Source organism: Tenggerimyces flavus (assembly GCF_016907715.1).
GTDB lineage: Bacteria > Actinomycetota > Actinomycetes > Propionibacteriales > Actinopolymorphaceae > Tenggerimyces > Tenggerimyces flavus.
Genome location: NZ_JAFBCM010000001.1, coordinates 4,722,098 through 4,745,619 on the forward strand (window position 1 = coordinate 4,722,098; position 23,522 = coordinate 4,745,619).

General features: G+C 69.3%; 20 protein-coding genes. 12 read left to right on the forward strand and 8 right to left on the reverse strand.

What is annotated here, in order from left to right:
• The first annotated feature begins 76 nt into the window (after positions 1–76).
• On the forward strand, positions 77–1,720 hold the full coding sequence (locus JOD67_RS22015) for a hypothetical protein (RefSeq protein WP_205119594.1): 1,644 nt from the start codon (positions 77–79) through the stop codon (positions 1,718–1,720).
• Positions 1,721–1,887: 167 nt separating this feature from the next.
• Here JOD67_RS22015 and JOD67_RS22020 read toward each other — a convergent pair whose 3' ends face one another.
• Genes JOD67_RS22020 through JOD67_RS22035 form a run of 4 tightly spaced genes read right to left on the reverse strand, consistent with a single transcriptional unit; the run spans position 1,888 to position 3,165 of the window.
• The gene (locus JOD67_RS22020; RefSeq protein WP_205119595.1) at positions 1,888–2,250 is read right to left on the reverse strand and encodes a hypothetical protein; all 363 of its coding nucleotides are present in this window, start codon (positions 2,248–2,250) and stop codon (positions 1,888–1,890) included.
• Positions 2,247–2,597 carry a hypothetical protein gene (locus JOD67_RS22025; protein ID WP_205119596.1) on the reverse strand — a complete coding sequence of 117 codons (351 nt, stop codon included), beginning with the start codon at positions 2,595–2,597 and terminating at the stop codon, positions 2,247–2,249. Before JOD67_RS22025 ends, JOD67_RS22020 begins: the two co-directional genes overlap by 4 nt.
• The gene (locus JOD67_RS22030) at positions 2,594–2,881 is read right to left on the reverse strand and encodes a hypothetical protein (protein ID WP_205119597.1); all 288 of its coding nucleotides are present in this window, start codon (positions 2,879–2,881) and stop codon (positions 2,594–2,596) included. Before JOD67_RS22030 ends, JOD67_RS22025 begins: the two co-directional genes overlap by 4 nt.
• Positions 2,878–3,165, reverse strand: coding sequence for a hypothetical protein (locus JOD67_RS22035; protein WP_205119598.1), 288 nt, complete (start codon positions 3,163–3,165; stop codon positions 2,878–2,880). The genes JOD67_RS22030 and JOD67_RS22035 overlap by 4 nt, the downstream gene beginning before the upstream one ends.
• A gap of 307 nt (positions 3,166–3,472) precedes the next feature.
• Here JOD67_RS22035 and JOD67_RS22040 point away from each other — a divergent pair, with 307 nt between their 5' ends.
• Positions 3,473–3,928, forward strand: a complete 456-nt coding sequence (locus JOD67_RS22040) for a carboxymuconolactone decarboxylase family protein (RefSeq protein WP_205119599.1) — start codon at positions 3,473–3,475, stop codon at positions 3,926–3,928.
• A 13-nt stretch (positions 3,929–3,941) separates the two neighbouring features.
• Here the strand turns inward: JOD67_RS22040 and JOD67_RS22045 are convergent, their stop codons facing one another.
• Positions 3,942–7,256: an AfsR/SARP family transcriptional regulator gene (locus tag JOD67_RS22045; protein ID WP_205119600.1), complete on the reverse strand. Its 3,315-nt coding sequence runs from the start codon at positions 7,254–7,256 to the stop codon at positions 3,942–3,944.
• A 321-nt stretch (positions 7,257–7,577) separates the two neighbouring features.
• On the opposite strand from JOD67_RS22045, the gene JOD67_RS22050 reads away from it, so the two are divergent.
• Positions 7,578–13,508: an FG-GAP-like repeat-containing protein gene (locus tag JOD67_RS22050; protein ID WP_205119601.1), complete on the forward strand. Its 5,931-nt coding sequence runs from the start codon at positions 7,578–7,580 to the stop codon at positions 13,506–13,508.
• Between the two features lie 203 nt (positions 13,509–13,711).
• On the opposite strand, the gene JOD67_RS22055 is transcribed toward JOD67_RS22050, so the two are convergent.
• Positions 13,712–14,071 (reverse strand): MerR family transcriptional regulator, encoded by a 360-nt coding sequence (locus JOD67_RS22055; RefSeq protein WP_205119602.1) that lies wholly within the window; start codon positions 14,069–14,071, stop codon positions 13,712–13,714.
• A 48-nt stretch (positions 14,072–14,119) separates the two neighbouring features.
• On the opposite strand from JOD67_RS22055, the gene JOD67_RS22060 reads away from it, so the two are divergent.
• The 6 genes from JOD67_RS22060 (at position 14,120) to JOD67_RS22085 (ending at position 19,975) form a co-directional block, all read left to right on the forward strand.
• Positions 14,120–15,490 carry an MFS transporter gene (locus JOD67_RS22060; protein ID WP_307782498.1) on the forward strand — a complete coding sequence of 457 codons (1,371 nt, stop codon included), beginning with the start codon at positions 14,120–14,122 and terminating at the stop codon, positions 15,488–15,490.
• 189 nt (positions 15,491–15,679) lie between these two features.
• Entirely contained in the window at positions 15,680–16,663 is a 984-nt protein-coding gene (locus JOD67_RS22065; RefSeq protein ID WP_307782499.1) for an ABC transporter ATP-binding protein, read from the forward strand.
• A complete protein-coding gene (locus JOD67_RS22070; protein WP_205119604.1) occupies positions 16,660–17,472 on the forward strand; it encodes an ABC transporter permease in 813 nt (270 codons plus the stop codon). Before JOD67_RS22065 ends, JOD67_RS22070 begins: the two co-directional genes overlap by 4 nt.
• Entirely contained in the window at positions 17,472–18,284 is an 813-nt protein-coding gene (locus tag JOD67_RS22075; protein WP_205119605.1) for an ABC transporter permease, read from the forward strand. The genes JOD67_RS22070 and JOD67_RS22075 overlap by 1 nt, the downstream gene beginning before the upstream one ends.
• Before the next feature lie 78 nt (positions 18,285–18,362).
• The gene (locus tag JOD67_RS22080) at positions 18,363–18,701 is read left to right on the forward strand and encodes a YciI family protein (protein ID WP_205119606.1); all 339 of its coding nucleotides are present in this window, start codon (positions 18,363–18,365) and stop codon (positions 18,699–18,701) included.
• On the forward strand, positions 18,698–19,975 hold the full coding sequence (locus tag JOD67_RS22085; RefSeq protein ID WP_205119607.1) for an RNA polymerase sigma factor: 1,278 nt from the start codon (positions 18,698–18,700) through the stop codon (positions 19,973–19,975). Before JOD67_RS22080 ends, JOD67_RS22085 begins: the two co-directional genes overlap by 4 nt.
• A gap of 83 nt (positions 19,976–20,058) precedes the next feature.
• On the opposite strand, the gene JOD67_RS22090 is transcribed toward JOD67_RS22085, so the two are convergent.
• Together JOD67_RS22090 and JOD67_RS22095 are read right to left on the reverse strand one after the other, a co-directional pair.
• A complete protein-coding gene (locus tag JOD67_RS22090) occupies positions 20,059–20,586 on the reverse strand; it encodes a hypothetical protein (protein ID WP_205119608.1) in 528 nt (175 codons plus the stop codon).
• A gap of 104 nt (positions 20,587–20,690) precedes the next feature.
• A complete protein-coding gene (locus JOD67_RS22095) occupies positions 20,691–21,308 on the reverse strand; it encodes a TetR/AcrR family transcriptional regulator (protein WP_307782500.1) in 618 nt (205 codons plus the stop codon).
• A gap of 51 nt (positions 21,309–21,359) precedes the next feature.
• Between JOD67_RS22095 and JOD67_RS22100 the strand changes: the two genes are divergently transcribed.
• From JOD67_RS22100 to JOD67_RS22110, 3 genes are read left to right on the forward strand one after another with little or no spacing between them, the layout of a single operon-like run.
• Entirely contained in the window at positions 21,360–21,770 is a 411-nt protein-coding gene (locus JOD67_RS22100) for a nuclear transport factor 2 family protein (RefSeq protein ID WP_205119609.1), read from the forward strand.
• Between the two features lie 28 nt (positions 21,771–21,798).
• Positions 21,799–22,872, forward strand: a complete 1,074-nt coding sequence (locus JOD67_RS22105) for an ATP-dependent DNA ligase (protein ID WP_205119610.1) — start codon at positions 21,799–21,801, stop codon at positions 22,870–22,872.
• A gap of 58 nt (positions 22,873–22,930) precedes the next feature.
• Positions 22,931–23,473, forward strand: coding sequence for a dihydrofolate reductase family protein (locus JOD67_RS22110; protein WP_205119611.1), 543 nt, complete (start codon positions 22,931–22,933; stop codon positions 23,471–23,473).
• Positions 23,474–23,522: the final 49 nt, after the last annotated feature.

Below are 23,522 nucleotides of genomic sequence, written 5' to 3' on the forward strand. Positions count from 1 at the left end.
GCTGGACAGCCGCCGCCCCTTGGGTTGCGGGACTCCGGGGGCGGCACTCCTCAACCTCGAACGGCGGTGAACAGCCATGGCTGACGGCACGCTCACCTTCAACATCATCGCGAAGGACGCGGCGTCGAAGACGTTTGCCGGCATCGGCAAGGCCGCGTCTGGGCTGGGCAAAGGGCTCGCTGCTGTCGGGAAGGGCGGCGCGTTGGGGCTCGCCGCGGTGGGTGCTGGTGTGCTGGCGCTCGGTCCTCAGCTGGTCGACGCCGCCGCGAACATGCAGCTGATGGAGAACAAGTCGAAGATCGTTTTCGGCGACCAGATCGGCCGCGTCCGGGACTGGGCCGCGGCGAACGCGAACGCGATGGGGCTGACGAAGCGTGAGGCGACCGGGCTCGCCGCATCGTTCGCCGATTTATTGGTGCCGATGGGCTTCTCCCGCAAGCAGGCCGCGGGCATGGCGACCGATGTCATCGGTCTGTCCGGCGCGCTGTCACAGTGGTCCGGCGGCACCAGGTCGGCGGCCGAGGTCTCCGAGATCCTGTCCGCGGCGATGCTCGGCGAGCGTGACGCCCTGCAGGGGTTGGGAATCTCCATCAGTCAAGCCGAGATTGACGCGAAGCTGCTCACCAAGGGCCAGAAGGACCTCACCGGAGCCGCGCTGCAGCAGGCCGAGGCGCTCGCTACCCAAGAGTTGATCTTCGCGAAGTCGAAGGACGCGCAGGACGCGTTCGCCAAGTCCGGCGGCACCCTGGCGACGAAGCTCGCGACCAGCAAGGCCCGGCTGAAAGAGATGGGCGAAACCCTGCTCGTCACCGCCACACCGGCGATCATGTCCCTGGCCGACGCCGCGTCCAAGCACGTACTGCCGCAGCTCGAGCGGTTCGTCACGTGGCTGTCCGGGCCGGGCAAGTTCCAGATCGCCGACTTCGCTCTCGGCGCGGCCGAGTCGTTCCTGACGTTCGCCAGCACGGCGATTCGGGGGCTGGCCAGCGTGCTCCGGTTTGCCGTGACCTGGGGCGGGAACTTCCTCGGCGTCGCCGCGGCCGCGTTCGGCTGGATGCCCGGGCTCGGCCCGAAGCTGTTCGCCGCGCGCAAGTCGTTCGAGGGCTTCGGCCAGGGTGTCCTCAACACGCTGGACAAGGCCGCTGCGGAGGTCGACGGCTGGAACGGCACCGTCGGCCGGATGCGCAAGGAACTGAAGCTCAAGGCCGACATCTCCCAGCTAGAGCAGAAGCTCGCCAGTGCCAAGACGCAGCTGAAGGACAAGAACCTCACCAAGGAACGCCGCGCGGCGGTCAACGCGAACATCGAGGCGCTGAAGCGGAAGATCCGCGAGGCCAAGCGAGCGCTCGACAGCATCCCCGACGAGACGGTCTACGTGAACTACGTAGGTCGGTCAACCAGCGGCCAGAACCGCGGCCAGGACGACATGGGTCCACGTGCTCTGGGCGGCCCGGTCCGAGCTGGCGGCATGTACCAGGTGGGGGAGCGCGGACCGGAGTGGTTCGTCCCCGAGCAGGACGGCACCATCGTCCCGAACGGCGCGAACCTGCGCCTCGGCGGGCAGAGCGTGGGGTCGGCTGCAGCCGCGGCGCCGAACACCAAGGTCGAGGTCCACATCCACGGCCACGCGCTCGCGTCGAAGCTGGAGCTGGAGAACCTGTTCACCGAGACGCTTCAAAGGCTGACGACGCAGGGCAGGCTGAGGTTCGCGGGTAGCTAGAACATGCGAACGCCCGCCGGATCCCCCGGCGGGCGTTCGGCTGCAGTGGTTGCGGGGGTGCTACCGCCGCCACCTGATCGCGAGCCCGACGACGAGACCCACGACCGCGGCCGCGCCGAGCAACCAACCCAGCTCGGCCAGCGCCATGCTGACCCGGACCGCGACGATCATGACCGCTCCCCGTCCGTTGGGCTCTGCCTGTCGGTGCATGCCGTGGCGAGCCGTACGACGCGCTCGATCAGCTCGAGCGCGAACTCGGCCTCCTCGTCGGTCGCGGCCTCCGTCAACGCCCGGAGCCGGCGGCGCGCCTCGTCGAAAGCGTGATCGGTCCGCGCGGCGAACGAGCCGTCCTCGACCGCGACGCAGTCCTCGGCGTGCCACAAGGCGAGCCGTCCTGGCGCACGCCGAACCCTGAGCGCGGGCTTGCCGCAGCCGGGGTCCGGGCAGACCTCGAGCACCTCGACGACGACCACGACGTCCGGGAAGTGGGTCAGCTTGACCCGCGCCCCGACCTCGATCGCCGCGTTCACCGGGTCACCCCGATCCCGGCCAGCGCGACGAGCGTGGCCAGGATGGTCGCCAGGACGAACGCACGGCGGCCAGTACGGGCGAGCGCACCGGTCGGAACCAGCGGCGTACGTACGCCACGGTGACGCGGCACGGGTCGCGGGTCGCGGTTGCGCCAGGTCCGCCGCAGCACGCAAGAGACCAGCCACGCGGCGAAGTCGAGCAGCGGCACCCGGCCGAACGGGTTGAACGGGCGCGGGCAGCCAGCGGTGTACCAGGCTTCGGTGATCGAGGCGGGCAGCAGCGCACCGCCGAGCCGCATGCGGCGGTCGTACTTGGCCGGCGGGGGCAGGTCGACGGGGATGGTCATGCGTCCGTTCCTTCCTTGCTCGTGACGGTGGTGATCGCGCCCGGCTCGCCCTCCAACAGGTCGGCGGCCTCGACCAGGAAGGCGCCGAGCCTGCGAGCCTGCCGGGCGGTGAACAGCGCCAGCGCGCCCCCGTGGCTCCCGAGTTCGACCCGCGGCTTGGCACCCGCCTTCTCGGCCTGGACGACGACATGCCACATGCCGACGTTGCGGAACTTGCCGATGTGGCGCCGGTGCCCCTTCGCCCGGTCGACACACCAGCCGGGGTACTTCTCGCAGGCCGTCACGACACACCCACCAGCGTGACGGTGGTGATCGCGCCTTCCGGCGCGGTCGTCAGGTCCGCGCCGAGCTCGACGGCGAGCACGCGCAGCTCGTTGCCGGTCCCGCGCTGGTAGACCGACGGCAGCACCGCGTCGTCCAGCGCGCGCACGAGGCGCCAGCCCGTGCCGCGGTTGAACAGGACGTACGACCAGCCGACGGGGTCGGCATCGAGGTCGCCACGCGGGATGAGCAGGCCGCCCACCTCGAGCGGCGCGGACGTGTGGGGCGGGTGCAATGCTTGGGACACGGGTGACCTCCTACGTAGGTCGTCCGAGGCCCCGGCCGGCGCTGCAATCGCCGTGCTGGGGCCGCTACTTCTCGCCAGATAACCTGACGACTTCCGCTTGTCGCCGACCTGCATAGACGCAGGTCGGCCTACCGTTCCCGCGTGCGGCACCCCGAAGATGCCCGGCGAGCCGCCGCGGGTGCAGCCGAGCAAGAAGAACGCCGCCAACTGGGACGACGACGCCGGCTAGCGCAAGTCGGTCACACTTCTCCGCCGGGATCCGTCAGTGGGATGAGAACACTGAACCAGGCTGAGAGAAGAGGACCTCATGACCGCTCGGATGAAGAACCCCGTCGCCTTCATTCCCGACGCACTGCCGGGCATCAACACGATCGTCAAGGCGACCCGGAAGGGCGTCGTCGCGCCGGCGATACTCGAGCTCGTGCACCTACGGGCTAGTCAGATCAACGGGTGCAGCTTCTGCGTCGACACCGGGACCAAGTCGGCCTCACAGGCTGGCGTGACCGCTGAACGGCTGTTCGCCGTCGCCGCTTGGCGGGACGCGCCGTACTTCAGCGACGAGGAACGCGCTGCCCTCGCGCTCGCCGAGTCCGTGACCAGGTTGAGCGACCGGTCGGACCCGGTGCCGGACGAGGTGTGGAACGAGGCCGCCGACCACTTCGACGAGAACCAGCTGGCCACGTTGATCCTGTGGATCTCATTGACCAACTTCTACAACCGGCTCAACGTGACGGTGAAGCAGCCGGTCGGCGGAGGCTGGTAGCGGGAAGAGTAGTTCACCGTGGCGACGCACGCGCGATGCTGGAGCGTACGTCGTCGGCCTCGGGGGCGCCGACCTCGAGGAACAGGTCGAGGGCCGTACGCCAATGTCTGAGCGCGGCCAGCAGGTCGCCGCGCACCTCGGCCACCATGCCCAGGACCAGAAGCGTGCGCGCTTCGACGAGTCGTTGGCCGGTGTCGCGCAGGACGACGAGCGCCTGGTCGACCGTGTCGATGGCTTCCTGGTCGTCGTCGCCCAGCGCGAGCCGCGCCTGGCCGAGGGCTGCGAGGGCAGGGCCGGCCAGGAGCCGGAAGCCGCCACGATGTGCCAACGCGACCGCCTGTTCCGCGTGGTCGAGTGCCGGCCCGGGGTGCCCCAGGTCCAGATCGCACTGTGCCAGCCCGATCAGGGCCGCGACCTCATGCCGCGAGGCGTTGATCTCGCGGCTGAGGTCGAGGGCCAGCCGATGCAGTTCTGCAGCCTGCTGGGTGTGGCCCAGCCGGCGCTGCGCTGTGGCCACCGCGTTGAGACAGTCGGCCTCGTACCGGCGATCGCCCGTCTGCCTGGACTCCGACAGCGCTGTCTCCGCGAGCTCGACGGCCTGGGCGAGGCGACCGGCCTCGGCATGAGTCACCGCGAGCGAGCGCAGGTTGTCCGCCGCCAGGCCACGGTTTCCGAGCGTGCGGTTCAGGTGGGACGCCTCGGTGAAGTGCTCGACCGCCGCCGGGAGGTCTCCCAGCAGCAGTGCGCACTCGCCGAGGCAGGCGAGCGCGACCGCCTCACCGGAGCGCGAACGGTTCGACCTGAAGATCGGCAGCACCTCGAGATAGAGCTTCTGAGCCCGAGCCAGCCAGCCGGCCTCGGCATGGAGGTTTGCCCTGTTGATCAGCCTGCTCGCGATCAACATCGGATTCCCTGTCCGGCGAGCGACGTCCAGCGCCTGGCTGCTGTACGTCTCGGCGTCGTCGGGGCGACCGGTGAGGCGACTGAGGCTTCCGAGGTCGGACAGAGCCGCGGCCTCTGCCTCCAGCCAGCCGCTTCGCCGTGACAGCGCGAGTGCGCGGGTCGACTGCTCCTCCGCCTGCGGGTACTCGCCGAGGCGCTCGTGCAGCCTTGCGAGACTGAGCTGCGCCGCTACCAGGCCGCGGTCGTCCGCCCCCTCGGCGGCCGCCGCGAGGGCCAGCGTGCCGGCAGCCCGCCAGTCGCCGACGTGCATGCGCAGCTGGTGGTACCCGCGCAGCGAATGCGCCAGTCCCCAGACCGACGATGGCGGGCCGTGCTCGGCGGCGTACCTGAGCGCGACCAGGAGGTTGGCGCGCTCGGCGTCGAACCAGTCGAGCGATCCGGCGGGGTCGGTGAGCGCGAGCAGCGGAGCTCCGGCCCCGTCCGCGAGCGGCAGCCTGATCCGTTCGGGATGCAGGATCCGATCGGCGGCATCGGCAGTCCGGTGGTACGCGAGCAGGAGTCGGCCGGCGCCGGCGGCGAGCTCCGCCGGGGTTTCCTCCAGCTGGGCACGCTCCCGCGCGTAGAGACGGAGAAGGTCGTGGAACGTGAAGCGACCCGGCTGGGGCATGCCGAGCAGATGTGCCGCGGCGAGTCTGTCCAGCAACCCGACCGCCACCTCGATCGGGGCATCGAGCAGGACGGCCGCGGTCGGCGCCGTGGCGTCGACGAGTGGGATCAGACCCAGGAGACGGAAGAGTCGACGTGCTTGCGGCTCGAGCGCGGCATAGGAGCGTTCGAACACGATCCGGACGGCTGTGTTCTCGTCTTCGGGGATCCGGAGCAGGTCGAGCCGACGACCGGATCCCAGCTCGGCGACCTCCCTGGCCAGCGTACGGCTGGGGTCGACCAGCAGTCGCGCGGCGGCGATTCCGATCGCCAGCGGAAGCCGCGCGCAGAGCTCCGCGAGCGCCGTAGCTGCCTCCCGTTCGGCAGCGACCCGGACCGTGCCCAGGATCGCTGACTGCAGGTCGACCGCCTCGACCATCGACAGGACGTCCAGCCGCAGCTGCGCGGCACCGTCCCGGGCGACGAGACCGCTGAGCGACTCACGGCTGGTGACCAGCACGCAGGAGTCCGGGCTGCCCGGAATCAGCGGCCGGATCTGCTCGGCGCTGCGGGCGTCGTCGAGCACGACGAGCATCCGTTTGCCGGCGAGGAGGGTGCGATACAAGGCCGAGGCCTCCGCGAGGGTGCTGGGGATCCGGTGACTGGCGACGCCAAGGGCACGCAGGAATCCGGCCACCGCCTCGAACGCGTCCACAGCGGGTGGTGCTCCGTACCCACGCAGGTCGGCGTAGAGCTGCCCGTCGCCGAACTGTCCACTGACGCGATGTGCCCAGGCCAGGGCGAGCGCGGACTTGCCGACGCCCGCGGTCCCCGTCACGACCGAGACGGTTGTCCCGGCATTGGAGCGGCTCTGCTCGGAGCGCGCACGGTCCAGCCACGCGAGCTCGCTCTCCCGGCCGGAGAATCGGCGCGGAGCCGCGGGCAGCTGCCGCGGCACCGGCGTAGGTCCTCCGCCACTGGCGGACCACGCGAGCTCCGGCGCCGCGGAGAGGATCTTGCGGTGCAAGGCCTGCAGCTCGGGGCCGGGGTCCACGCCGAGCTCGTCGACGAGCGCAACCCGCACGCGCGCGTAGTGGCGCAATGCGTCAGCCTGCCGACGGCTCCGGTACAGGGTCAGCATCAACTGGCCAGCCAGCCGTTCGTCCAACGGATGAGTTTCGGCAGCCGCGCTCAGCCCACCGAGAAGAGTCTCGTGCTGACCTTCGTCGAGGGCGAGGTCGCAGTGGTCTCGTTCGGCCGCGTACCTCCTGGCCTCGATCGCCGCTCGGGCTTCACGCGCCCACGGGCTGTCCAGGTCGCCGAGCGCCGGTCCGTGCCACAGCCTCAGCGCTTCTCCCAGCAGGTCTGCCGGCGAGACGTCCGCGTCCGCGGCAGTCGGGGTAGCCGCGCGAGCGACGAGGCCGGAGAAACGGTGCAGGTCCACGGTCTCGGGGTCGAGGGTGAGCTGGTACCCGCCCGGGTGGCGGTCGAGCCTGATCCGGAGGTCGGCGGCCAGGATCTTCCGAAGTCGGGAGACATAGCCGGACAGCGCTGTACGTGCGTGCCGCGGCGGGTCGTCGGCCCAGACGCGGTCGATCAGCGCGTCGGAGGTCACCGTCCGGTTGGCGTCGACGATGAGGACAGCCAGTACGCCGCGCTGCCGACGATGCCCGAGGTCGAGCGGGCGGCCGTCAAGGTAGGCCGCGACCTCACCGAGCAGGCGGAAGTCGATGCCCACCTTTCCCTTCCCGTTGCGTGCCGGTTTGTTCCGTGCCGGCATCGGTAGCAAGAGTTCCGAAACTTTACCGAAGCCCCGTTGGCCATGCTGCCCGTTCAGCTCAGGACCTGAGAAGTACGACAGGGGATGGAAATGAACGGCAGGCACAGAGAACAACCATGGGATCGACGCCGGAGTCTCCGGCGCCTGGTCGCCGTCGCGGTGGCACTGGCGTGTGCCCTGCCCGGACTGTTCGCGAGTTCGGCTTCGTCGAACGCCACGGGCTCGTGGGGAAGCGGCACAAGCGTCGCGGCGGCAGCGGTGCCCCCAGGGGGCTTGGTCAGGAGCGCTCCGCTGATCGGTTGGGCGCCGGGATCGTTCTCGGTGAGCCCGGATGGTTCTGCGCTGTACGACGTGCCGCTGTGGGTGCCCGAAGGCCGCGGCGGTCTCCAGCCCAAACTGGCGTTGCGCTACGACAACAGGGGCGGCAACGGGCCTGTTGGCGTCGGGTGGCGGCTGGACGGACTGGCCCAGATCGCTCGCTGTGCGCGGACACCATCCCAGGACGGCCATGCCGAGTCCGTGCAGTACACCACCGCGGACGCGTTCTGCCTGGACGGGAACCGGCTGCTGCCGGTCGGCGCCCAGAGTGGCGCCGAGCGGGAGTACCGCACCGAACGTGAGACCCACTCGCGGATCGTCGCGTTCGGCATGCAGGACGGCGTTCCCGACCATTTCAAGGTATGGGAGAAGAGCGGCCGGATCCTCACTCTCGGACAGGAGGACGCGACCAACAACGCGCGGGTCGCGGCGTTCCAGCTGCGGGGTCTCGGCTCGACGGGACTCGAGCCGGTGTCCGAGCAACGGGTGACGGCCGGCTGGATGCTCAACCGGGTGGAGGACCGCAGCGGCAACGCCGTCACGGTGCAGTACACCCGGCTGGAGAACGGCGAGGCAGCCCGGTGGCCGGTGGAGGCCGGACCGTCCAGGATCGACTACGGGCCTAATCGCTCGGTGCGCTTCGGCTACGAGAGTCGCCCGGACCGCGCAGAGACGTACGAGTCCGGTGTGCACACCTGGTTCCAGCGGCGGCTGAGCAGCGTCCAGATGTGGGCCGGTCCCGAGGGCGGTCAGCAGGAGATGCTGCGCACGTACAACCTGGGCTACGAGCCGACGACCTCCGACTCGGTGACCGGTCGCAGCCTGTTGAGCGAGATCGAAGAGTGCGACCGCGAGAACGTCTGCAAGTTGCCGCAGACCTTCGAGTGGTCCCTGGGCAGCTACGACTTCGACGTACGGTCGACCAGCATCACCGACGTCCGCGGCCGGGTGATCACGGGCGACGTCAACGGTGACGGCCGTGACGACCTGCTCTACGCCGACAGCGGGCTCAACTGGAAGATCCGGTACAGCACCGGGACTGGCTTCGGCGCCCCGGTCCCCGCGGGGCTGCCCCGCACCCTGCCGGACGACCCCGAGGGGATCCAGACCACCGACGTCAACCGCGACGGCTTGCTGGACGTTCTCCTCGAGGTGGAGACCGCCGCGCCGGGTGAACCGTCGCGTCGCGAACTGCGGCTCTACGCCTCCGACGGGCTGAAGCTCGTCGAGTCCATCGATGTCGATCAGGGGCGCGCCGACGACAAGCCCGACGAGGCCTACTTCGCCGACCTCGACGGCAACGGCATGCCCGACTACATCTCGGCCACCTTCACCAATCCGCAAAGTGACGGCGGCCGCGGGGCCTGGTACTACCGGCTCAACACCGGACAGACGGGCGTGTCGCGGTGGCGGCCTGCTGTTCGGACGGACCGGCTCAGATTCTCCAACCTGGGCACCAACGCGGTCGACATCGACGGCGACGGACGGGTCGAGTTGTTCGGCTACAACCCGGACCTGGAACGTACCGAGACTCTCGGCCTGGACGCGGACGGGCAGTTGGAACAGGTGCGTCCCAACGCCGGAGTGGCCGGACACGTCGGTGACCTCAACGGCGACGGCGTCGACGACGTCATCTACCCGTACGACGGACTGGCCGCGCAGCTCAACAGCGGCAACGGTTTCGACCGCCGGTCCGAGCGCGCGGCGAACTACCGCGATCCCGACCCGGACGTGGAGAACAGCGTCCGCGTGGTCGACGCCACCGGAGACGGAGCCGTGGACGTGCTGGTGTTCCACAGTGCCGGGCCCGGTGCCCCGGACGACGGCTCGGTCGGCGCGCACCTGTGGAGGTGGAACGGCACCACCTTCGTCCGCGAGCCGCTGCGGCACAACGTCGGCGAGCCGACCGGCAACGGGACCGGCACGGACTTCTTCAACGTCCAGCCGCTCGACATCGACGGCGACGACGTCCTCGACCTCGTCGCGAACGACAACAACCGGATCGTCGTACACCGGCGGACCGGCGGCCGGCCCGACCTGATGGTCTCCGCGGGGGTGTCAGCGGGAAAGCGGGTCGAGATCGACTACACCACGTTGGCCGACCGGAGCACGCACGTGCCCGGCACCTGCACGTACCCGCTGATCTGTGTGACCCGGGGCGGAGCCGTCGTGAAGCAGCACCGGGAGACCAATCCCGAGGCCACCCAACGCTGGTCCGTGTTCGACCACACCTACACGGCGGCCCGCAACGACGTTCGCGGCGGTGGCTGGCTCGGGTTCGCCACCCACACGGTGACCGATCGGGTCACCGGCGGAGTGACCGTCGCCGAATACGACAACCTCACCCGGATCGGCGGCCTCAGGCCCGAGGTCTATCCCTTTGCCCGCTTGGCGAAACTCGTCACGACCACCGTGCCGACGCCAGGGGCGCCGGCGTACCGGAGCGTGGTCAGCAACACCTACGCGGCGAGGCGGGTCAACGGTGGCTCGTACACCGTCGAGCTGACCAAGACGGGCGAGGCGGAAGCGGAGCGGCCGGTTGGCGGTACGGCCTTCGAACCGTACGCGATCCGCACGACGACCAACGCCTACGACGACTTCGGGAACCTGACCAGCACCGCGAGCGAGGCGAACGGTGGACGGCGCACCACCGCGACGACCACCTACCGCAACGACACCGCCTCCTGGCTGCTCGGGCTGCCGACGAAGGTGGTGACCCGTGGCTGCCTGCCCGGCGGCGGCACCTGCGTCGACCGCACCGAGACCCACGCCTACGACGCGGCCGGCCGGCGTACCGAGACCGTTGCCGAGCCGGACCACGACGACCTGCTGCTGCGTAACACCACGGTGTACGGCGACCGAGGTCAGGTCACGTCGGTGTCGGTGCGGGGCGCGACTGGCGCTGCCAGGACGACCCGGTTCGGGTATGACGCCGACAAGCTGCTCGCGACGTCGACAACCAATGCCGTCGGTCACGTCACCAGGACCACCCACCACTCGGGCCTCGGCGTGCCACTGAGCACGACCGACCCGAACGGTGTGCAGGCGACGATGCGCTACGACGGGTTCGGCCGGGAGCGCGAGGTCAACCGCGCCGACGGCAGCTTCGAACGCACCACCCACGTGTTCGACCGCGGCATGTTCATCACGACGGTGGCCGCGTCCGGTGGCGGGAAGACCACGACCGAGACCGACCGGTTCGGCCGGCTGGACACGCAGTTGACGTCGGCGTTCGACGGGGCACTGTCCCGGGTCAAGTACACCTACAACGCCCTGGGCGAGGTGGCCTCGCGTACCCGGCCGTCGACCTCGGGGGTGTCCACGTTGAAGACCACGTACACCTATGACAACCGTCGTCGGCTGCTCAGCCGCGTCGAACCCGACGGTGCGACCGTCCGGCACGGCTACGACAAGCTCACCACGACCACCACCGACGCCCGAGGCATCAAGAGCCAGACCAAGGCGACCGTGGACGACGACGTCGCGAGCAGGCTCGAGGACGATCCGGCCTCCACCGGCTGGCTCACGACCTCCTTCGCGTACGGCCCGTTCGGCGAGATCGTCCGTGCTGGCGCGCCCGACGGCACGGCCCAGACGATGACCTACGACAGGCTGGGCCGGAAGATCCGCCACGTGGACCCGGCGTCGGGGACCACGACCACCACGTACGACCCGTTCGGCGAGATCGCCAGCGAGACCACCGCTGTGGGTGAGACCACTCGGCTCACCCACGACCTGCTCGGCCGGCCGACCAGCATCGCCTCACCGGACGGCACCGAGACTCGCACGTACGACACCGCGGCCAACGGACTCGGCCAACCGGCCCAGGCACGCAGCGCCGGTGGCGTCCTCACCCGGTACGGCTACGACACTCTCGGGCGGCCCGCGACGTCGACCTGGACTGTTGCCGGCACCGCGTACGAGCTTGGCTACGGCTACGACACCCTTGGTCGGCAGTCCAGCATCACCTACCCGAGGATCCCCGGCGTCGCAGACCGGTTCCGCGTCGAGAACACCTACAACGCCGCCGGTTACCTCCACACCGTGCGGAACCCCGCCGACGGCACCGTGTACTGGCAGGGCGTGAGCCGCACCGCCGACGGCGCGCTCGGTGTGTCGACGTTCAACAACGGACGTGGCACGGAGACGCGCACCTACAGCGACAGCACCGGGCTGCTGACCAGCAGCATCGTCGACGCCGAGACGCGCTTCCAGCACACCACGTACCAGCACGACGCCAACCGCAATCTGACCAAGCGCGACGATCGCATGTCCCGCAACGAGACGTTCGGCTACGACAGCCTGAACCGGCTCGTGACCTGGGAGGCGTTCGGCGCGGTGCCCACCACCACCTACACCTACGACAAGTCCGGCAACCTCACCAGGGAGGCCACCGCCGGCCGTCCCGACAGCACCGTCACCTACAAGTACGGCGAGAACGGTGCGCCCAAGCACGCCCTCACCGCGCGCAACTCCGACCGGTACACCTACGACGCTGCCGGTCGGCAGCTCACCGGCCCGCGCCGCACGATGAAGTACAACCAGGCCGGCCTGCCGAAGTCGATCGTCTGGGGCGACCCGCAGCTCACCACCACCTACACCTACGACGCAGACGGCGTCCGGGTTCGCAAGCAGGATCCCGGCCAGGACGTCATCTCGATCGGAGGGATCTTCCAGACCCGGAAGCCCGCCGGTACTGGCAACAGCGAGATCCACAACCTGCACACCGTCGTCGCCAACGGTCGAGCGGTCGCACAGGTCAACCTGGTCCAGGCCGCCGCCGGTGGTCCGCTCATCGCCACCAAGCCGTGGTACGTCCACACCGACAACCAGGGCACCACGACCGTGGTGACCAACGCTGCCGGGCGACGGGTGGGCACCGGGGAGGACTTCCTCGCCGAGCTCTACTACGACCCGTTCGGCCGCCGGACCGACCGCGTCGGTGTCCCCCTTGGCCGGCAACGCCACGGCGCGGTACGCCTCGGGTTCTCCGGGCTCGAACACGAGGACGAGCACGCGTTCATCGACATGAACGGACGGATCTACGACGCCGAGGGACGACGGTTCCTCACCCCTGACCCGTACGTGACCGACCCGATGGCTGGGCAGAACCACAACCGCTACACGTACGTCCTCAACAACCCCGCCACCAACACCGACCCGACCGGGTACCAGAGCAACAACGGCAGTGGCAGCGACCGGGGCGTGTACACGCAGCGAGGGGAAGTCATCGAGGTCAAGTGCAAGCCTCAGTTCTGCGCCGTCCCGCCGGGGCCAGAGCCGCCGGTGAACACAGGCGAGATCCTTCGTGGCTGGGGTGGGCGCGCGGGCAGCGAGCAGATCTCGGCAGCGGACTTCGAGCGCTTCGCACGCCGCTTCGACGGACTGCTCCGCGGCGAGGAGGAACGCTCCTACCAGGTGCGGCACGGGCTGGTCAGCCAGTTCTACTTCGCGCTGGTGCGGCAGAACCTGACGAAGCTGCTGCCAGGGCAGCTCGAGGAGCTCATCGCGCAGTTGGAGGGCCAGGGCGACTGGGCTCCGGACAGCCAAGGAGCGCTGCTGCTCAACGAAGCCAAGAAGCTCAGCGGAGCGTGGGACAGCCTGCTGCAAGGCGGACTCGTCCAGGGCTTCGAGGGGCCGTTCCTGGAGGCCGGGCCGTCGTACGTGCCGGCGCCTCCGCCGGGTACGCCGCTGCAGACGAAGTCTCCTCAGGAGGTGTTCGCCGAACAGTCAGCGGTCATGACGGGCGCCAAGGGCGGCAACATCTTGGGCGCGGGTGTCTTCTGGGGGTCCGGCAACCTGCCGGCCGCGCAGATGGCGAACACGGCCTTCGGCATGCTGAGCGAACACGTTCAGGCGCAGAACCTGGCACATCCCAGCCCCGACGGCACCCGAGACTCCGGCAGGGCCGGAAGCTACGTAGAACGGCCCTGATCCGGTGATCGACGTACCGAGCGTCGCGCGGGCCTGCCCGCCCACCACCCCTTGCGCGACGCTCGGTACGTCCGGAGTTCAGAGCCACCGAATCTCCAGCTCGGCCGCCAGGCCCGTGATCATGTACGTGATCGTGAAGCCGGACTGGTCGTATACGCCGGGTTTGCCTTCATGATCACGGACATGATCACGCGCGGGCGCGGCTAGTGGGGGTGGACGGCGGCGAGGTAGGTGGCGAGGGCGTCGCGGTTGCGGGCGAGGCAGCGCACGCGGGCGTCGAGCTGGTCGTGGTACTCCCGCAGGCTCGCGACCAGCTCGGGCGAGGAGTCGAAGACGTGGAACGTCGTCGGGTCGTCCAGGCACGGCAGGATCTCGCGGATGATCCTGGTCGGCACCCCGGCGTCGATCAGACCCCGGATCTGCGTGACGCGCTCGATCAGCCCGTCGTCGTAGGAGCGGTATCCGTTCGGCAACCGAGACGGTTCCAGCAGCCCCTGCTCCTCGTAGTACCGCAACAACCGCGTCGGCACCCCGGTTCGCGCGGCCAGCTCACCGATCAGCATGGTTCCATCTTGCCTTGACACAAGTGTGAACGTTCGACGATCGACCGTGTGATCCTGCTCCTCGTCTCCGTCGCCCAGTTCCTCATCGCGCTCGACTACTCGATCACCTACATCGCACTCCCGAGCATCGCCGCCGAGCTCGGCCTCGAGCCCGCGCTCGCACAGTGGGTGGTGAGCGCGTACGCGGTGCTGTTCGCGGGCTTCCTCGTCGTCGGCGGCCGGCTCACCGACCGCCTCGGACCGCAGCGCATGTATGTCGGAGCGCTGATCCTGTTCGGCGCCGCCAGCGCGGCGGGCGGCTTCGCCCAGGACGGGGCGCTGCTGCTCGCCGCCCGCGCCGTCCAGGGACTCGGCGCCGCGCTGCTGCAGCCGGCCGTTCTCGGGCTGATCGGGACGACGTACGCGCCGGGCCGAAGGGCGCGCGCGGTCGCGGTCTGGGGCTCGGTCGGCGCCGCCGGGCTGGCCGCTGGCGCGATCCTCGGCGGCGTCCTGACCGCGATCTCCTGGCGGCTGACGTTCATGATCAACGTGCCGCTGACGCTGCTCTGCGCGCTCGCCGCCCTGAGCCTGCCCCACGCCGAACGGAACAACGCCGAGCGCATCCCCGTCCGGGCGGCCGGGCTGGGCACCGGCGCGGTCCTCGCGGTCGCACTCGGCCTCACGCTCGCGGCGGACCAGCGATGGTCGATCGCGATCGGCGCTGTCGCGCTCGGGGGAGTGCTCCTCGCCGCGTTCGTCGCCACCGAACGCCGCGGCCGGAACGTCCTCATCGCCAACGCGCTCCGCCGCATCCCGAGCCTCCGCACCGGCGCAGCGGCGACCGCCCTCTACATGGCCAGCGTCGGCTCGGAGTTCTACCTGCTCACGCTCCTGCTCCAGGACGGCAAGGGCTACGGCCCACTCGAGGCCGGCCTCGCCTTCCTCCCGCTGGCAGCACTCGTCACGGTCGGGAGCACCACCGCCGGACGGCTGATTAGGAGGCACCAACCCAGGCACGTCCTGCTCGGCGGCTTCGTCGTCGCCGCGATCGGCCTGGGCTCGCTCGTCCTGACACTCCCAGGCGACGACTACGCGCGCCACCTGCTCCCCGGCCTGCTGCTCAGCGGCTTCGGCCACGGCGCGATCTACACGTCGATGTTCACCCTCGGCACCCACGACGTCCCGACCGAGCACCAGGGCACGGCCGGCGCCCTGCTGACCACCTCGCAGTACCTCGCCGGCGCCCTCACCATCGCCGTCCTGACCATCGTCCTCGGGCCCGACCCGACAGACGGACAGTTCCGCGCCGCCTTCCTGCTCACCGCGGCCGCCGCCGCCGGGGGAGCGGCGATCGCGGCGAAACGTACTGGACACCGTTTTCCGGACTTGTCTACGGTGGACCCGGCAGCCGCACGTCGGAAGGACCACAAAGGGAGATGACTGTCATTCGTCATAACGGACACGGTTGATTTCAGGTCAACCTCAGCCGGAGAGTGCCGCGAGGGCCTCCGGCCGTCCTGCGTGTCGAACGTCAGAAGGGGCTCCCCGCTTCCCGCTTAGGCGGTGATAGCTGCCCGGTCCGAAGTACAACCGACTTCGAAAGCGGTTCTCACTGTGACGACAGATCACGTGATCTCTGCGCACGATCTCACCAAGACCTACACGTTCCACCAACAGACCGCCGGCCTCGCCGGCGCGCTCAAGAGCCTGGTCAAGCGCAAGTACGAGACCAGGCTGGCCGTCGACCAGATCACGTTCGGGATCGAGCGCGGCGAGGTCGTCGGCCTGCTCGGCCCGAACGGCGCCGGCAAGACCACCACACTGAAGATGCTCTCGGGCCTGCTCTACATCACCTCCGGTGAGTTGCAGGTGCTCGGCTTCAAGCCGAGCGATCGCAAGCACGACTACCTCCGCCGCATCGCGCTCGTCATGGGCCAGAAGACGATGCTGTGGTGGGACGTGCCGGCGATGGAGAGTCTCCTTCTGCACAAGGACATGTACGGCCTTTCGACCAAGGAGTTCGAGCGGAACGTCGACGAGCTCGCGGAGCTGCTCGACGTCAAGGACCTGCTGAACGTCCAAGTACGCAAGACCTCTCTCGGTGAGCGCATGAAGCTCGAGCTGATGGCAGCGCTCGTGCACGGCCCGGAGATCCTGTTCCTGGACGAGCCGACGATCGGCCTTGACGTGGTCGCGAAGGCCCGCGTGCGCGAGTTCCTCGGCGAGGTGAACAAGGTCCGCGGCACCACGATCCTCGTCACCAGCCACGACATGGACGACATCGAGGCGCTCTGCTCGCGGGTGATGATCATCGACCACGGGCGGCTGCAGTACGACGGCGGGCTGGAGGAGCTCGTTCGTACGGCCAGGCCGCGCAAGCTCGTCCGGGCGACGTACGCGGAACCCATCGACGGGGCCACGCTCGCGACCCTCGAAGGGCTGACCGAGATCGAGGGCGACAGCCGCGTCGTCAAGCTCGAGGTCGAACGGGACCAGACGGGCGAGCTGCTGGAGCGACTCAGCAGACTCGGCCCACTCGTCGACCTCGACGTCGCCGACGCGGACATCGAGGAGATCATGCGCGACCTCTTCCTGCGGGAGGGGAAGCGATGAACACCCTCATGCGCAACGTCCGTGTCCTGAAGAGGATGACGTCGGCCGACCTCTCCCAGGCGATGGTCTACCGCGGCGCCTGGCTGCTGTTCATGGCCGCCAACATCACGGTGCCGATCATCTCGTTGCTGATCTGGCGAACGGTGATCGCCAACGGCGCGAAGCTCCCCATCGACGAGCGCTACATCACGACCTACTTCGTGCTGCTGAGCTTCGTCACGATGGCGACGTCGTCGTGGCTGACAGGCTTCCTCGCCAACGACATCCGGCTCGGCAAGCTGTCCAGCTGGATGGTGCGGCCGGCATCGTTGCTGGTCGGGTTCGTCGCGAACAACGTCACCGAGAAGATCCTCAAGACCGTCGCGCTCGTGCCGATGATCGGCGTGCTCTGGTGGATCTTCCGCGACTCGATGAACATCCCCGCGGGGGTCGGCAGATGGCTGCTCTTCGCGGTCAGCGTCGCACTCGGCGCGATGCTGGTGTTCACGATCGACATCCTGATCGGCTCGCTCGCGTTCTGGATGGACGACGTGACCGCGCTCGCGCAGGCCCGCACGACCATCGCGAACGTGCTGTCCGGTGCGGTCGTGCCGCTCGCGTTGATGCCGGACTGGTCGCGCGGCTTCGTCGACTTCCAGCCGTTCCGGTTCACCGTCTCGTTCCCGGTCGAGATCGTCGCCGGCAACCTGTCGAGCTCGGATCTGCTTGTGGGGTTGGCCGTTCAGCTCGGCTACGTGGTCGTCCTCGGCCTGTTCGCCCGGCTCGTCTGGACGAGTGGGCTCAAGTCGTACTCGGCGGTGGGGGCGTGATGGATCGCAACTGGTTGGCCAAACAGTGGCGTCACCTGAAGCTGTGGCGCCGGTTCTTCGCCCAGGCCGTCGTCCGCGAGACGCAGTTCCGGGCGCACTTCGTCAGCACCCTGGTCGTCTCCATCGTCCAACTCGGGCTGGGGATCGTCCCGATCCTGCTGCTGTTCGGCTTCACCTCCGACGTCCGCGGCTGGTCGCAGGCGAACGTGATCGTGCTCGTCGGGATCTTCCAGATCGTGACCGGCCTGATCGCGGCGTTCGTCGCGCCGAACCTGCACCGGATGACGACCTACCTCACCCAGGGCGAGCTCGACATCGTGCTCGTCCGTCCGGTGTCGAGCCAGTTCTACCTGACGCTGCGGTGGATCAACGTCGCTGAGCTCGGCGACGTCGTGCTGGGCCTGGCGGTGCTCGTGTTCGGGTTGGTCTACTCCGGTGCGAGTCCGAACGCGGGGGAGATCCTGCAGACGGTCGTGCTCGCGGGCTGCGGGCTGGTGCTGCTCTCGTGCGTGTGGTCGGCGATGTCGTACCTCGCGTTCTGGCTGCAGTCGGTGAACCCGATCGGCAACATCTTCATCGAGCTGCTGGAGTCGGGGCGGTACCCGCTGGCGTTCTTCCCGGCCGGGGTGCGGGCGTTCTTCACGTTCGCGTTCCCGGTCGGCTTCGCGTCGACGTTCCCGGCGCAGGCGATTCTGGGAGAGCTCGGCTGGCTCCCGGTCGCCGGTGGCGTGGCGCTCTCGGTGGTGGCCGTGCTGCTCGTCCGCGCCCTGTGGCGGCTCGGGTTGAGGAACTACGCGAGCGCCTCCAGCTAGCGGTTTGTCGATTCGCGCCGACTCGATCGTCATCGCTGGTGACACGATAGGCGCGTCGCACGGACCTGGAGGTACGCCGTGGAGTTCCTGATCCTGCTGTACGGAGACGAGGCGGGCGAGGAAGCCCTGCCCAAGGAGGAGCTGCGGGCGATCACGCAGCGGCACCACGAGTACGGCGCGCTGCTGCGCGCCGACGGCAAGTTGGTCTACGGGACGGGCCTGCGGGGGACTGACAGCGCGACCACGATGCGGCGGGGCAACGGGCAGATCACCGACGGGCCGTACGCCGACACCAAGGAGCAGATCGGCGGCTTCTACCTGGTGGACTGCGCCGACCTGGACGAGGCGATGGACATCGCCAAGAAGGTGCCGGACAGTCCGGGACTGACGCTCGAGATCAGGCCGACTGGCGGGTGAGCATCGGGTCCGCGGCGGCGGTCGAGCAGGCGTTCCTCGAACACTGGGGGCGCCTGCTCGCGCTGCTCGTCCGGCAGCTGCGCAGCCTCGATGTCGCCGAGGAGGCGTTGGCGGACGCGTTCGAACGGGCGGTGCGGCACTGGGCCGAGGACGGCGTACCGGACCGCCCGGAGGCGTGGCTGCACACGGCGGCGAAGCGGCGGGCGGTCGACCTGATGCGCCGCGAGCAGACGCTGCTGCGGAAGCTTCCGCTGCTCACCGTCGACGCGGTGGACGCGGTGGTCGCCGAGAATCCCGTTGACCTGTTGGACATCGAGGTCGAAGAGGATCCGTCGACGATCCCGGACGAGCGGCTCCGCATGCTGTTCACGTGCTGCCACCCGGCGTTGGCGTTGGAGTCCCGGATCGCGCTGACGCTGCGGATGGTGGCGGGACTGACGACGCCGGAGATCGCGCGTGCGTTCCTCGTCTCCGAGCCGACTATGGCGGCGCGGATCACCCGGGCGAAGAAGAAGATCGCGGCGGCCGGCATCCCGTACCGCGTGCCCTCCGACGCCGAACTGCCGCCACGGCTCGGCGGCGTGCTGGCGGTGCTGTACCTCGTGTTCACCGAGGGGCACTCGGCCTCGTCGGGTCCGCAACCGGTACGGCGGAACCTGTGCGACGAGGCGATCCGGCTGCTGCGCGTCGTGGTGTCGTTGCTGCCGTCCTCGCCGGAGCCGATGGCACTGCTGGCGTTGACGTTGCTGCAGCATTCGCGCCGGGACGCGCGGACGGACTCGGCGGGTCGGCTGGTGTTGCTGGCGGACCAGGACCGGTCGCACTGGCACCGTACGGAGATCGCCGAGGGCGTCGCATGGCTGCGCCGGGCGGCGGCGCACGGGGCCGTCTCGCCGTACCTGCTGCAGGCTGCGATCGCCGCCGAGCACACGTCGGCGGCGACGGCTTCGGCGACCGACTGGCGGGCGATCGCCATGCTGTACGAGGAACTCGAGGCGCTGACCGGCTCCCCGGTGGTGCGACTGAACCGCGCGGTCGCGGTAGCGGAGACGTCAGGCCCCGAGCCCGCACTGGCGTTGCTGGACGGCCTGGACGAACGCCTCGGCGCCTACCACCTGCTCCCCGCCACCCGCGCCGACCTGCTCCGCCGCCTCGGCGACGCCGACGCGGCCCGGGCCGCCTACACCCGCGCCCTGGAGCTCGCCGGCAACGCCGCCGACCGCGCCTTCCTCACCCAGCGCCTCGCCGAGCTCGACGAAGCCCCAAGCACGTAGCCGCGGGCGAGTGAGAACAGCCGCGGCGCGAGGCCATCCGGCAGCGAGCCGACGGGGCTCGCTGCCGGTGCTCGACCGCGGAGTCAGGCCGGGTCGCCGTTCGCGACCTTTTCCGCCGCCTCCGGATCCCTGTGCTCGATCAGGTGCAGGCAGGGTACGCCGAGCTTGCGGCGGGCCTTCGAAGTCCAGTCCAGGTGGAAGAACTCCGCTACCACGTGGGGCCGCGTGAGGATGACGACCTCCGCGGCGCTGCGTTCTCGGACCGTCTCGAAGAGGGCCTCGACCGGGTCCTTCGACGTCACGTGCCCGCTCGCGTCGCAGCCATGGGCGGCCAGCACGTCGACGCTCTTCGTCAAGGCTGCCTTGCTGCGTTCGACGATCTCCCGTTGGATCTGGGCGAGGTCGACATCGGGGAAGTTCAGCGCCGACGTGGCGAGCACCTCACTCGCCGCGATCGAGCCGAGTGCCGACTCCACCCGTGCCGAGGCGTCCTCGACCGGGATGATCACGTGCACATGTGCGGTCTCGTTGGCCACCGAGTACAGCTCCGCGATCTGGTGACCATCGACCTGGGATATGGGCTTCTCGATGAGGAGTACGACTTCGTACATGGTGCACCTCCTCCGTGCATCCGTGCAGTGGCGCTCATCGTCCCGCGCCAACCGGCCGTTGGGAAGCCAGAGCGTACTGCCTTGTCCTTACCGATACCCAAGAATCACCGTGGACCCTGCCAACGAAGTCCATCGAAAACGATTTCCAACGTTCTCGCCTTCACTTCGCGGTCCCAACCGGCGTGTTCGGCAGCCCGTGAGGCCCCGATCAGCAGCGGGTAGAGCTCGGCGACGCGGACGTCGGAACGGACCGCGTGGACCTGCTGCGCCCGCCGCAGCAGGGTGGCCAGCGCCGTACGCAGCCGGTCACCGGCCGGTGACGTCGCGACCTGGACGTTCACGCCCGCCTGGGTCAGCGCATCGACGATCGCGTTCTTCGTGGCCGCCTCGTCGACGACCCGGGTGAAGAACGCGAAGAACGCCCGGCCGGCGTTCTCCGCGGTGACCGCCGCCTCCGCCTCGGTGGCGAGCCGGTCGATGCGCTGCAGGAACACCGCCTCCAGCAGCGACTCCTTGGTCGGGAAGTGCCGGAACACCGTGCCGATGCCGAGACCCGCCGTCCGCGCGATCTCCTCGGTCGACGCGCCCGTTCCCTGCGCCTCGAACACCGTCTCGGCCGCCTCCAGCACCTTCGCGCGGTTGCGCTGGGCGTCGGCACGCAGCGGTCGGTCCGGCGGCACGGGCTCGTCGCCTCCCTGTCCGTTGACAAACGGAGTAGTCACTCCGTAACGTCGATCTGGAGTCTTCACTCCGAATTCTACTGGAGGTGTCCGATGGCCGCGCTCACACCGCGTGAGGTGTTCGACCAGCAGCACCGGCGCGTGCTCGCCCGCGACATGAACGGCCAGGCCGACCTGTTCGCCGCCGACGGGGTCTGGGAGTTCCCGTTCGCGCCCGCCGGGATGCCGAAGCGGCTGGAGGGCCGCGACGCCATCCGCGCGTGGTCGGTCGCGGCCGTCGAGGCGCCGGTTCGCGCGGGCCGAGTGCTGACGAGCTACGACGTCCGCGCGCTGCACGAGACTGGTGACCCCGAGGTGATCGTGGTCGAGTTCGACCTGTGCGGCGAGGCGGCGGGGACGCCGCTGCGGCTGCCGTACATCCAGGTGTTCCGGATCCGCGACGGCGAGATCGTGAGCCTGCGCGACTACTTCAGCGCGGAGACCGTGGCGGCGCTCTCCGAATGACGTGGCGGGATGAGCCATGATGGGGCGCATGCAGCTTCCCGTCATGCCGCCGGTGTCACCGATGCTGGCGAAGCCGATCAAGCAGATTCCCCAAGGCGAGCACAGTTTCGAGCCGAAGTGGGACGGGTTCCGGTCGATCATCTTCCGGGACGGTGACGAGGTCGAGGTCGGCAGCCGGAACGAGAAGCCGATGACGCGGTACTTCCCCGAGGTCGTCGAGGCCGTCCTCGCGAACTTCCCCGACCGTGCCGTGATCGACGGCGAGATCGTCGTGGACGACGCGAGCGGTCAGCGGCTGGACTTCGACGCGCTGCAGCAGCGCATCCACCCGGCCGCGAGCCGCGTGAAGCTGCTCTCCGAGCAGACGCCGGCGCGATTCGTCGCGTTCGACCTGCTGGCGCTGGGCGACGAGGACCTCACCGAACGCCCGTTCGCCGAGCGCCGCGCCAAGCTCGAGGAGGCGCTCGCGAACGCCAAGCCACCGATCCACCTCACGCCCACCACGACGGACCGGGACGTCGCCGATCGTTGGTTCCGGCAGTTCGAGGGCGCTGGGCTCGACGGCGTGATCGCCAAGCCGCTGGACTGCCTGTACGAACCCGACAAGCGCGTGATGTTCAAGATCAAGCACGAGCGCACCGCGGACTGCGTCGTCGCCGGGTACCGCGTGCACAAGAGCGGCGAGGACCGGATCGGGTCGCTGCTGTTGGGTCTCTACAACGACTCAGGTGAGCTCGCGAGCGTGGGCGTGATCGGCGCGTTCCCGCTGGAGCGCCGCAAGGAGCTGTTCGTCGAGATGCAGGACCTCGTCACGACGTTCGACGACCACCCGTGGAACTGGGCGAAGCAGGAGGAGGGCGCGCGGACGCCGCGGAAGAACGAGTACAGCCGTTGGAACAACGGCAAGGACCTCTCGTTCGTCCCGCTGCGGCCGGAGCGCGTCGTCGAGGTCCGGTACGACCACATGGAGGGCGTGCGGTTCCGGCACACCGCGCAGTGGGTGCGCTGGCGCGAGGACCGTACGCCGGAGTCGTGCACGTACGACCAGCTGGAGGAGCCGGTGCGCTTCGACCTCGGCGAGGTGCTGGGGCTGAAGACCTGACCGATGAGTTTCCGCGGGGGAGTCGTCAGTACGGGCGACCACTGACCGAAGGAGACTCATGGCGAAGCTGCTGTACTCGGCCGCGATGTCGCTCGACGGCTACATCACCGGCCCTGGCGGCGACATGTCCTGGCTCGGCGAGTTCGACGGTCCGAACCCGTTGATGGACGACCTCGTTCCGCAGATCGGCGCGATCCTCGCGGGGGCGGGCACTGCGCGCGGGGACAACCCGAACGCCGGCGACCCGGAGAAGGAGGGCGCTTTCAGCGGCGCCTACCAAGGGCCGGAGTTCGTGCTGACCCACAACCCGCCCGCGACGCCCAAGCCCGGCGTCACGTACGTCGGCGATCTGCCGTCCGCGGTGGCGGCCGCGAAGGAGGCGGCGGGGGACCGGTACGTCAACGTGCTCGGCGCGAACGTGGCCAAGCAGTGCATCGAGACCGGCGTGCTCGACGAGATCCTCACCCTCGTTCTGCCGGTCCTGCTCGGCGACGGCGTGCGGCTGTTCGACCAGCCGGGCGGACGTACGGTGCGCCTCGAGCACGTGACGCGCAGCACCGTCGACCACGCCACCAACCTCTGGTACCGCGTCGTCTACTAGGGAATCCGCGCCGAGATGTTTCGTGGGTGGTGTCGGATCGGACCCGAGG

Coding starts and splice junctions, on each gene's coding strand:
- JOD67_RS22015 (WP_205119594.1), top strand. CDS start 77: ATGGCTGACGGCACGCTCACCTTCAACATCATCGCGAAGGACGCGGCG.
- JOD67_RS22025 (WP_205119596.1), bottom strand. CDS start 2,597: ATGACCATCCCCGTCGACCTGCCCCCGCCGGCCAAGTACGACCGCCGC.
- JOD67_RS22040 (WP_205119599.1), top strand. CDS start 3,473: ATGACCGCTCGGATGAAGAACCCCGTCGCCTTCATTCCCGACGCACTG.
- JOD67_RS22045 (WP_205119600.1), bottom strand. CDS start 7,256: ATGCCGGCACGGAACAAACCGGCACGCAACGGGAAGGGAAAGGTGGGC.
- JOD67_RS22055 (WP_205119602.1), bottom strand. CDS start 14,071: ATGCTGATCGGTGAGCTGGCCGCGCGAACCGGGGTGCCGACGCGGTTG.
- JOD67_RS22070 (WP_205119604.1), top strand. CDS start 16,660: ATGAACACCCTCATGCGCAACGTCCGTGTCCTGAAGAGGATGACGTCG.
- JOD67_RS22075 (WP_205119605.1), top strand. CDS start 17,472: ATGGATCGCAACTGGTTGGCCAAACAGTGGCGTCACCTGAAGCTGTGG.
- JOD67_RS22090 (WP_205119608.1), bottom strand. CDS start 20,586: ATGTACGAAGTCGTACTCCTCATCGAGAAGCCCATATCCCAGGTCGAT.
- JOD67_RS22100 (WP_205119609.1), top strand. CDS start 21,360: ATGGCCGCGCTCACACCGCGTGAGGTGTTCGACCAGCAGCACCGGCGC.
- JOD67_RS22105 (WP_205119610.1), top strand. CDS start 21,799: ATGCAGCTTCCCGTCATGCCGCCGGTGTCACCGATGCTGGCGAAGCCG.
- JOD67_RS22110 (WP_205119611.1), top strand. CDS start 22,931: ATGGCGAAGCTGCTGTACTCGGCCGCGATGTCGCTCGACGGCTACATC.